Source organism: Prevotella sp. 885 (assembly GCF_002265625.1).
Taxonomy (GTDB): Bacteria; Bacteroidota; Bacteroidia; order Bacteroidales; family Bacteroidaceae; genus Prevotella.
Map to the genome: position 1 here is coordinate 16465 of NZ_NOVE01000012.1, position 11031 is coordinate 27495.

At 52.1% G+C, this 11031-nt stretch carries 5 protein-coding genes; 3 read left to right on the plus strand and 2 right to left on the minus strand.

All coding sequences use genetic code 11. From position 1 onward, the window contains the following. Positions 1-179 precede the first annotated feature (179 nt). The 3 genes from CHL74_RS05610 (at position 180) to CHL74_RS05620 (ending at position 4185) form a co-directional block, all read left to right on the plus strand. Positions 180-1040 carry an enoyl-ACP reductase FabI gene (locus tag CHL74_RS05610; RefSeq protein WP_094880189.1) on the plus strand — a complete coding sequence of 287 codons (861 nt, stop codon included), beginning with the start codon at positions 180-182 and terminating at the stop codon, positions 1038-1040. Between the two features lie 136 nt (positions 1041-1176). Continuing rightward, positions 1177-2064 carry an Rpn family recombination-promoting nuclease/putative transposase gene (locus CHL74_RS05615; protein ID WP_094880190.1) on the plus strand — a complete coding sequence of 296 codons (888 nt, stop codon included), beginning with the start codon at positions 1177-1179 and terminating at the stop codon, positions 2062-2064. Next, the gene (locus CHL74_RS05620; RefSeq protein ID WP_094880191.1) at positions 2065-4185 is read left to right on the plus strand and encodes a prolyl oligopeptidase family serine peptidase; all 2121 of its coding nucleotides are present in this window, start codon (positions 2065-2067) and stop codon (positions 4183-4185) included. It abuts the gene before it with no gap. Positions 4186-4362: 177 nt separating this feature from the next. Here the strand turns inward: CHL74_RS05620 and CHL74_RS05625 are convergent, their stop codons facing one another. Then, positions 4363-7710, minus strand: coding sequence for a glycoside hydrolase family 2 TIM barrel-domain containing protein (locus tag CHL74_RS05625; RefSeq protein WP_094880192.1), 3348 nt, complete (start codon positions 7708-7710; stop codon positions 4363-4365). Between the two features lie 23 nt (positions 7711-7733). Beyond that, positions 7734-10814, minus strand: a complete 3081-nt coding sequence (locus tag CHL74_RS05630; RefSeq protein WP_094880193.1) for a glycosyl hydrolase family 95 catalytic domain-containing protein — start codon at positions 10812-10814, stop codon at positions 7734-7736. Positions 10815-11031: the final 217 nt, after the last annotated feature.

Here is an 11031-nt window from a genome sequence, read left to right on the forward strand (position 1 = left end):
AATACTACTAATTTTTGTTATCTCCAAGTAATATTTAAATGAATTATAATGGTAATTTGAACACAAATCTACCCTTTAAGAATACATTTTTGCACACATTGTAGCCGTTGTGTGCAGAAAATGTATTAACTTTGCACCGCCTAAGGCAAGAAATATCACATAAACGAAATAAGAAAGTTATGTCTTTTAATTTATTGAAAGGAAAGCGCGGTATAATATTCGGCGCATTGAATGACGCTTCGATAGCGTGGAAAGTAGCGGAACGCGCAGTAGAGGAAGGAGCACAGATTGTGCTTACTAACACAGCGGTGGCATGCCGTATGGGCACCATCGACGAGCTGGCTAAGAAGACCGGCGCAACCATTATCCCTGCCGACGCGACATCGGTGGAGGATCTGACCAACCTCTTCGAGAAGGCTCAGGAGGCTCTCGGAGGCAAGATTGACTTCGTGCTCCATTCTGTTGCAATGAGCGTGAACATGCGCAAGAAGCGCACTTACGACGATCTGGACTACAACTTCCTGAACAAGACACTGGACATCTCTGCCATCTCGTTCCATAAGATGCTGCAGGCTGCCAAGAAGCTGGACGCGCTGAGCGACGGCGCTTCAGTACTCGCACTTACTTACATCGCATCACACCGTACATTCTTCGGATATAACGACATGGCTGACGCCAAGTCGCTGCTCGAGTCAATCTGCCGTAGCTTCGGCTATATCTACGGACGCGAGAAGGGCGTACGTATCAACACCATATCACAGTCGCCGACATTCACGACAGCGGGTAGCGGCATCAAGGGCTTCGACGGCCTCTACGACTTCTCAGACCGCATGTCGCCGCTCGGCAATGCCAGCGCTGACGAGTGCGCCGACTACTGCGTGGTGATGTTCTCTGACCTCACGCGCAAGGTGACCATGCAGACTCTCTTCCACGACGGCGGCTTCTCAAGCATGGGTATGTCGCTCCGCGGCATGACGCAGTACAACAAGTCGTTCATCGACGAGAACCGCGACGCCGACGGAAACATCATCTACGGATAAGGATTTTTCAGACAAGAAGACTTTATATAATCCCCCAATGCGGGACGTTTCAGAAACGAAAAGATATTATCTTTCGCACGAAGCGTCCCACATTGGGGGATTTTTCGTATATTTGCACAAACATCAACTACTATCTATGCCAAGATTCATTAATCCATTCTCTGACTGGGGATTCAAGAAAATCTTTGGTCAGGAAATCAACAAGGACTTGTTGATAAAGTTTCTTAACGATCTCCTTGACGGCGAGCATCACATCACTGACCTCGTCTTCAAGGACAAAGAACAACAGCCGGAAGCGGCTGATATGCGTGGCATCATCTACGACATCTACTGCTCAACCGACAAGGGAGAGCATATTATCGTGGAAATGCAGAACCGTTACCAGCCCTTCTTTACGGACCGATCCATATACTACGCCTCACGCGACATTGTAAATCAAGGCGTAAAGGGCACGGTCAGCGACACACATATCAAGTGGGACTATCGTCTGGCTCCGGTCTATACGGTATGCCTGCTCAACTACGATGTAGGGGCGCATACTCCGACAAAGTTTCGTACGGACATCGCCCTTATGGACATGAAGGACAAGACGGTATTTTCCGACCGCTTGCGATTCATCTACTTGATGCTTCCTCTTTTCACCAAGAACGAAGAGGATGAATGTGAAAACGATTTTGAACGTTGGATTTATATCCTTAAGAACATGAGTACATTTGAAAGAATGCCGTTCCAGGCGCGCAATGCTGTATTCAAGAAGCTCTCCGAGATAACAGACATTGCCGCCTTAAGCAAGGACGAGCGAGAGAAATACGACGAGAGCTTGAAAGTGCTGCGCGACTATCATGCCACGCTCGAAGGAGCTGTCATGTTAGGAGAGGAAAAAGGGTTGGCAAAAGGTCGGGCGGAAGGCATGATGCAGAGGCAGCTCGATATTGCCAAAATGATGCTTGAGGACGGCGAGCCGATGGCGAAGATAATGCGTTATACTGGACTAACTGAAGAAGAAATAGAAAAACTAAAATAAATGAACAAAAGATTATTCTTTTCTATAACAGCCTCTGCCTTGCTTGCCTCCACAATGGTGCAGGCGCAGGACGTGAAATATCCGCAGACGCGGAAGGACAATGTCGTGGACGAGTATTTCGGCGAGAAGGTTGCCGACCCGTACCGATGGTTGGAGAACGACACAAGCCGCGAAACGGCGCAGTGGGTGGAGGCAGAGAACGCCGTCACACGTAAGTATATCGACCGCATCCCGCTCCGCAAGTCTATCCTGAAGCGACTGAAGGAGACTGCCAATTACGAGAAAATCGGTATGCCGTTCGAGCAGCACGGCAAGTGGTATGTATACCGTAACAACGGACTGCAAAACCAGTTTGTGCTCTATCAGATGGATAGCCCGGATGCAAAGGAAGACCAGCAGCGCGTCTGGCTTGACCCGAATACGCTTAGCGCAGACGGTACGGTGGCGCTGAAGGGAACCCACTTCTCACACGACGGACGCTATATGGCTTACGTGATTTCGCGTAACGGTTCGGACTGGGAGGAAATTTACGTGAAGGACTGTCAGACGGGCAAAGTGCTTGACGACCATATTGTCTGGGCGAAGTTTACGGGTGCCGAATGGCTCGGCGACGGATTCTATTATAGCGCATACGATGCTCCTGAGAAGGGAAAGGAAACATCGGCTAAGAACTCTGTGCAGAAGATTTATTACCACAAGATCGGTACGCCGCAGAGCGAAGACCGCCTGTTCTATCAGAACCCTACGCAGCCGCTGCGCTTCTATAGCGTAAGTATCGACCGCGACGAAACGGTAATGTACCTGACCGAGGCTGGTATGGCGAACGGCAATAACCTCTTCGTCCGCGACTTGAAGCAGCCCAACTCGCAGTTCATACAGATGTGCGCCAATGCAGACTATATCTATAATCCCGTGCAGACCATTGACGGCAAGATGTATATCCTTACCAATGCCGACGCACCACGTTACCGACTGATGGTGGCTGACATCAACAAGCCGGGATATGGCGACTGGAAAGAAGTGGTGGCGGAGAGCGAGAGCGTGCTTGACGGAGTGACTTTCGCCGGCGACCGCATGATTCTGAAATACATGAAGGACAACTGCCACCAGCTCTATGTCTACTCTCTGGACGGCAAGCGACTCTCGGAGATAGAGCTGCCGACATACGGTTCGGTCAGCGCAAGCGGCAAGCGAGGACAGAAGGAGGTTTATTATTCATTCACGTCATACACCACTCCTTCCACTGTCTACAGCTATGACATGACGGAGGGTACGAGCAAGGTCTGGGCAGCGCCGAAGACGTCGTTCCGTTCGCAGGACTACAAGACAGAGATGGTGTTCTACACGTCGAAGGACGGAACACGTGCTCCCATCTTCATCACCTATAAGAAAGGACTGAAGATGAACGGCAAGAATCCACTCTTGCTCTACGGTTACGGCGGTTTCAACCTCTCATACAATCCCTTCTTCCTCTCTAACTACATTCCCTTCATGGAGCGCGGTGGCATTTACGTGCATGCAGTTCTGCGTGGTGGCGGAGAGTACGGCGAGGAATGGCATGTGGCTGGAACGAAATTGCAGAAGCAGAACGTCTTTGACGACTTCATTGCAGCAGCCGAACTGCTCATCAATAAGGGCTATACATCGAAGGACTATCTCGCCATCCAAGGCGGTAGCAACGGCGGTCTGCTCGTAGGAGCCTGCATGACGCAGCGTCCTGACCTCTACAAGGTGTGTCTGCCCGCAGTAGGCGTTATGGATATGCTCAGATACCATAAGTTCACAATCGGTTGGAACTGGGCACCTGACTACGGCACATCGGAGGACTCGAAGGAGATGTTCGAATATCTCAAGGCTTACTCGCCGCTCCACACATTGAAGCCAGGCGTAAGCTATCCCGCCACCCTCGTCACCACAGCCGACCACGACGACCGTGTGGTTCCAGCCCACTCGTTCAAGTTCGCTGCTCGTCTGCAGGAATGTCAGGCAGGAAAGGCACCGGTCCTTATCAGCATCGGCGTCAACGCCGGTCACGGCGGAGGCAAGCCACTGGCAAAGCGCCTCCAGGAACAGGCCGACCTCCTGAGCTTTACGCTGTGGAATATGGGAGTGAAGAAATAAGAGGATAAGGAAAAGCAGCATACGAAAAAAGCAGAGCTTTAACCATAGAAAGTTAAAGCTCTGCTTTTTTTTATTATCATAGAAAGGCCTAGATAATCTAGAAAGCCTATAAAGTCTAGAACATCTAGAAACTCTAGAAAAGCTAGAAAAGCCAGAGCGTCTAGAGCGCCTATCCCCTTACTCTGCCTTCGGAGCAAATCTCATTGTTACGACGTGCTTGCCGGTTGGGACCTGATACTGCGGGAGACAAGAGTCGCCGCCGCATGAGTGGTTACCGATGCCACGCTGCCAGATGTCGAAGTGAGCGAACACCTGCGGGCTGCGTGTGAGGTCGTAAGGATGCTTGCCGCCGTAGAAGACGTCATAATTGAACTGCTGGTCATCTACGTGAGAGAGCGAGAATGCGAGCATTCCCTCTACGGTAATGTCGAGAGACGTGCCGTTGCCAGACAACTTCAGGTTGCGCAAGCCCTGACGATCGCCCATTGTCTGCGGAGCACTCTGCTCCTCAAACATGCCATCTACGGTTGTTGTATACCTGCCGAGCATTGAGCTGCGCTGACGGTCGATGTAGTTTGACCACGGACCCTTGGCGTAATACTCCACATTCTCCATACCCGGAGCGAACTGCATGGTGATACCGACACGACGAGTGTCTACAGACGAGTTCTCGAATGTCACCTTCATGTCCACCACTCCATTAGGATAGATGGTATATACGATGGCGTGTGTGTCCTTGCCGTTGCCCACTGTGGTCTCCACAACAACGTTCTTGCCCTGCTTTGTCGGAGCCTTTACGAGATGCTTCTGACCAGAGATGGCACCTTCTTCCTTGTTCTCGTTCTCTGCTACACCACCGGTTGCGCCGAGTGAGATGTTGTCGTTGGCGATACGGCGGAAACCGTTGAAGTCGGGACCAGCCTCAGGCATTACAATCTGCTTGCCGTTGAATGTCCAATCTGCTATTGTTCCGTTCTCTGCGAAGCTGATGGCGAAGTTCTTACCGACAACCTTGCGACCCTCAATCTTCAGCTTACCCTTCAGCTTGCCGATAACGGGCAGAGTGCCGTGGGGCTGCTCTACGAATGTCGGGTCAGCAACGGGAACGCTTGCTACAGCAGCGTCAGCACCAAGCTTAAACTGTGTTGCCACCATTGAATAGCCCTTCTTAGCCCATGAAGCGTTGTTCTTGAGATTAAGGCTAAGCTCCACCACATACTCCTTGTCAGCGCTTACGGCTGTTGTGTAAGGGATGTCCACCTCGCATGTTGCGCCAGGCTGGCATGAAGGAACTGCAGCAGCACCCTTCTCCACCTCCTTGCCGTCAGCAAGTATGCGGTATGTCAATGTATAGGCATCAGCAAGGTTGGTGAATGCGCTCTTGTTCTTAAGAGTGAGCTTATGGTTCTTGAAGCCAACAAAGTCGGCGTCGCGATATACGTACTTCACCTCCTCAAGCTTGGCTGTCCATTCACGTCCCGGAGTGATGATACCGTTGGACATGAAGTCGCCCTGGAATCCATTGTCACCACGATTCATGCGTGTGTAATCATAACCTGAAGTATAATAGTGAAGACCTGTCTTGCTGTCAACAAGAGGCTTGTGCTCCTTGATGCGACGTGTATCGTAGATACCCTGGTCCACCCAGTCCCAGATACAGCCACCCACGATGCCCGTGCTCTTCTCTATAACGTCCCAGTATTCCTGAAGGTTGCCAACAGCCTGACCCATTGCATGTGCATACTCGCAGATAAAGTAAGGCTTGCCGTGCAGACCGCTGCTCTGCTCGATGACCTTCTCCACCTTCGGATACATGTCCGAACCGAAGTCAGAATACTTCTCGCCGTGGTTGTAGCCCTCGTAGTGTACGAAGTTGTCACGACCCGGAAGCAGACGCTTCACGCAGTCGTATGTAGCCTGGAAGTTCTGTCCGCCACCCGACTCGTTACCCAACGACCAGAACACCACGCTCGGATGGTTGCGGTCGCGGAGCACCATACGTTCGGTGCGGTCCACGTAAGCATCCTCCCAAGACGGAGTGTCAGAGAGCGACTGGTTGTTATGGCACTCCACATCAGCCTCATTCATGCAGTAGAGGCCGTAGTAATCGAACATGGCGTACATACGCGGCTGACGCGGATAGTGGCTTGTACGAACGGTATTGACGTTAGCCTGCTTCATCAGCACCACGTCCTTAAGCATTGTCTCGGTGTCAATGGCGTGACCGAGGAGAGGATGGATGTCCTGCGTGTTCACACCCTTGAAGAAGACGCGCTCGCCGTTCACGTAGATAAGATTGCCGCGCTGCTCTACAGAACGGAAACCATACTTCGTTGAGAATACCATCTCTTCCTTGTCGCCCTGCTTCTGGCGCACTACGACGGTGTAGAGATAAGGATTCTCTGACGACCAAGGTGTCAGTCCCTTCAGACCTTCCATCTTTACGTTGAACGTCTTGTGAGAGTCCTTTGCTGTCATCACAGCCTGAACATTCTGGCTTGCGACGAGCTTGTCATTAGCGTCGAGAAGCTCCACCTCAAGGTTTTTCGTCACCTTGTCATACATCGGATTGTTGACGGTCAGAGCCACATTGAGCGAACCCTCTGTGTACTTGCTGGCTGCATCAAGCGTAGATGTGATGTAATGGTCGAAGACGAAGGTGCGCGGAGTTGACACCAGATATACGTCGCGGTGGATACCTGCGAGGTGCCACATGTCCTGACCTTCGAGATACGAACCGTCCGACCAGCGGTATACGCGTACAGACACGTTGTTCTCTCCCTTGCGTACATAGTTGGTAACGTCGAACTCGGCATCCGTATTGGCGCCCTGCGAGTAACCTGCGTACTGTCCGTTCACCCATACCACGATGGCACTGCAAGCTCCGTCGAAGTGGATAAACACGCGGCGACCGTCCTTCCAGTTCTCAGGAAGAGTGAAGTTGCGGCGATACGAACCCACCGGATTCTTGTCGAAGTTGTCGTCAAACGCCTTTATGAACGGTGGATTGTTGTGGAAAGGATAGCCCACATTGTTATATACGGGCACGTCATAACCAGCCATTTCCCAGTTGAGCGGCACACGGATGTTGTCCCAACCCGACACGTCAGCGTTGTCAGCATAGAAGTCGTCCTTGCCTGGACGACCTTTACTGCGGTCCGCTGTGTAATGGAATTTCCAGTCGCCGTTGAGAGAGAGCACGTCAGCGTGCTTCGGCTCGAGCCAAGGGAATCTGTAGCAGTCATCCTTCTGCATAAGTGCTGTAGACGAATAAGGGATGAACGTGGCGTGAGCCTTCTGCTTCCAGTGCTCAAACACCTTCTCGTTCTCCACCCATGACTCGTCAAACGGAGCCTCAGTCGAAACCTTCGGCACCGTCTTGAGGGGCATGGTGCGGTTAGGTCCGGAGGCTGTCTGCTGGGCGCGGGGCGCTGACTTGCGCGCCTCCTTCTTCTGCGCCATAGCCACATTGCCGAAAAGCAGAGCGGCAATAGTGGCGGTTCCAATCAAATAGTTTATTCTCATAGTTCGTTTTTAGTAGACAAGGTCTACTTGTTTACTGTTTTCTTTCCGTTACGTATTACGATTCCGCGATAGTTCTTGCCTACCTTCTGACCCTGGAGATTATAGGTTTGTCCGTTGCCCTTCACCTCGTTCTCGATGCGGTCGATGGCTGTAGGCGGATTGTATGTGCCCTCGAAGTCAAACACATACACGGTGCCAGCCTCGCCTGAGAGAGTGGTCTGGTCTGTAGAATCGAAAGCAAAATCGGTAGTAAGCACGTCGTTCACGTACACCTTTGCATTGCCAATACCCTCGCAGACGAGCGGAGCTGTCTGTCCCTGATTGCTTGTGATGGTCACAAGAGTGGGCTTGTTGTTCTTCCACTGGATGCTTACAGTGAAGTCGCCTACAGCCTTCATGCCGTCGATGTGTCCGGTCTTCCATGCAGAAGGCAGTGCGGGGAGGATGCGGATGGTGCCGCTGTTGCTCTGCATGAGCATCTCAGCCATACCAGCGCAAGCACCGAAGTTGCCGTCAATCTGGAACGGAGCGTGCGAATCGAAGAGGTTATAGAACACACCTGCGTCGCCATTGCTGTGGCGGAGGGCGTTGTTAAGAATCTTACGGGCATGGTCGCCGTCAAGGGCACGTGCCCAAAGATTTATTTTCCATCCCATTGACCATCCCGTTGCGCCGTCGCCACGGAGGCGGAGTGAGTTGACAGCAGCGTCAAAAAGCTCTGTTCCTGGCTCCACCTGAGAGAACGGATAGAGGCACATCAGGTGCGACATGTGTCTGTGGTCGCGGCCTTCGGTGGTGGCAGTATAGCGGCTGTACTTCCATTCGCGCAAAATCTGCGTGCCAGAGGCAATGCGGTCTGAGCCCCAGTTGCCCGTGTATGTCTCGGTATGCAGACCGTTGTCCAGCTTCGCGAACTTTGTCTTAAGGTCGGCAAGGTCTGTTTCTGTGACGTTAGCGTCGTCGCCAAGTACGTCAATGGCCTTGAGAGTATTGTCGAAGAGATCGTAAACGAGCTGCTGTGCGTGAGCCACACCGTTCTCGGCGTCGGGTCCGTGCTCCGGCGACCACTCGTCAGGAGTCTCGTAAGTGCCGTCGGAAGCCAATATCAGACGGTCCATCCAGAACTGTGATGCAGAGAGCATTGCAGGGAATACGCGCTTCAGATAGTCACGGTCGAGCGTATAGCGATAGTGCTGCCAGAGGTGTGAGGCGTACCACGCGTTGGCAATGACGTAGTTGTTCTTGAACGAGCTTACGCCGCCGAAGATGTTGTTCTCCGTGAAGCAGGTCCAACCACGGTCCTGTCCCTGCATCTGTGCCCACTGCTTCCATTCGGTGTGGTTCTCTGCGAGGTTCCAGATGTAGTTGAGGAACGGCAGGTGCATCTCGCTGAGATTGGTCGGTTCAGCCGGCCAGTAGTTCATCTGCACGTTGATATTAGAGTGGATGTCGGCGTTCCATGCCGGCTGCACCATATTGCTCCAGATGCCCTGAAGGTTAGACGGGAGGTCAACGCCGCGTGAAGAGGCTATCTCCAGATAACGTCCGTAGGCAAAATAGAGCTGCTCCAGCATAAGGGCATTGTCGCCGTTGCCGCTGTTGTATGTGTCGATAAGCTTGTTGGTGGGCAGCGTATTGGCTGTTCCGTCAAGATGGAAGTCCAGACGTCCGAAGAGTGAAGCGTAGTCTGCGAGGTGTTCGTCATAGAGTGCTCTCCATCCCTTGTCGGCTGCTGCCGTAGCACGAGCCTCGATGTCTGAGACGAGTGAAGAGGTGTTGGCGATGTATGTGGGTGAAGAGATGTCGTAGTCGGTGCCACCTGCGAGGATGACGAGCACTTCGTCAGCGTCTGTTACGGTGATGCCTTCCTCCGTTGTCTCCACTGTTCCACCATTGGGGATGACCTTCATGACGGCGCTATAGCTGACGAGATCCAGCTTGCCGTTAAACTTAGCCTCCTCGTTCTCGTATGTCACGTTGCTTGTAAGCACGGATCCTGGAACGAGAGTGAAGCGCATGCTTATCTTGCCCTTGGCGTCAGCTGCGTAGTGAGCGGCTACGACGCGAGCCGGATTTGAGGCGATATACTGACGGGTATAGGTGACGCCCTCGGGAGAAGTGAACTGTGTGAGTCCGGTTGCTGTGGTCAGATCCAGCTGACGGAGATATCCCGTAGCGGCTGTCTCGGCTGTTGTGCCGCAGCATCCGCTGAGGTCCTCGGCAAAGACCGAGCCGAAGTTCTCATACTTGCCATATCCCTTACCGCCGTAGGGCGAACGTGCTGCAGTTCCTGACCAAAGGGTCTTCTCGTTAAACTGGATTTCGTCCTTATAGGCACCGCCGAAGAGACTGGCTCCGAACTGTCCGTCACCGATGGGCAATGCATACTCCATCCAGTTGCTGTAGCCCTGTCCGCCGCTGTAAAGCTGTGCTGTTGTGGCTGGCTCGTCATACCAGAGGGTGAGCATGTTGGTGGGTGAATATCCCGTTACGCCGACTGTCTTATAGTCGAGTGCGCCGTTCATGGCACCGGGATTGGTGAACGACACCACGTTGTTCTGGTCGCCAACCTTCCAGAAGCCGATGGTATTGCCACCTCTCGGGTCGCCCCAAAGATTCATGTAGTTGTTGCCCGACTTCGAGTTTGCGATAACCTCAAAGCCAGCACCGTTGTCCATGCAGCTGCTTACCACGAGCTTGTAGCCGCCAGGCTGTGCCGACTTAGAAGCGCGGATAGGGTTGGGATTGGTGCCTCCCTCAGAAGTATAGATCGACTCTGAGCTGACAACGGCATAATTGCCGTTCTTGTTGACAAACTGGAAGTTGTCCTGCGTGCCCACAAGCTTCCACTGCTGCGAAGCGTCGCCAGTGGAGTTATAGAGTCGGATGCAGTTGTCCGTGCCGTTGGTGCTCTCACTCATGCACGTTCCCGAACGATTGAACGTCACGATGTAATACTGCGGATTGGCGTCCGTCTCGCTGCAGAACGTCGGCATCTTGGCGGCGGCACGCAACGGAGCAGCCTTCTTGCCCGCAGTCACATTAGCGGCAAACGCCGTTATGCTTGCTACGAGAAGAAAGAAAAGAAATGACAATTTCTTCATAGCTGGGTTGATTTTATGATTGTTAGTAATATAAGTGGTTGTTTATTTATAATGTGGTAAGGTATATAATGTTATGCAAAGTTACGTATTTTTTTTGCCTTATGGTCGCTTTAAACCAACTTTTACATAATTATATAGGATTAAGCCTAACTTTTTAAAAAATAGCATCAACCTTTATAGGTTTATATGATTATTTTCTTAATTTTGCATTTAGAAC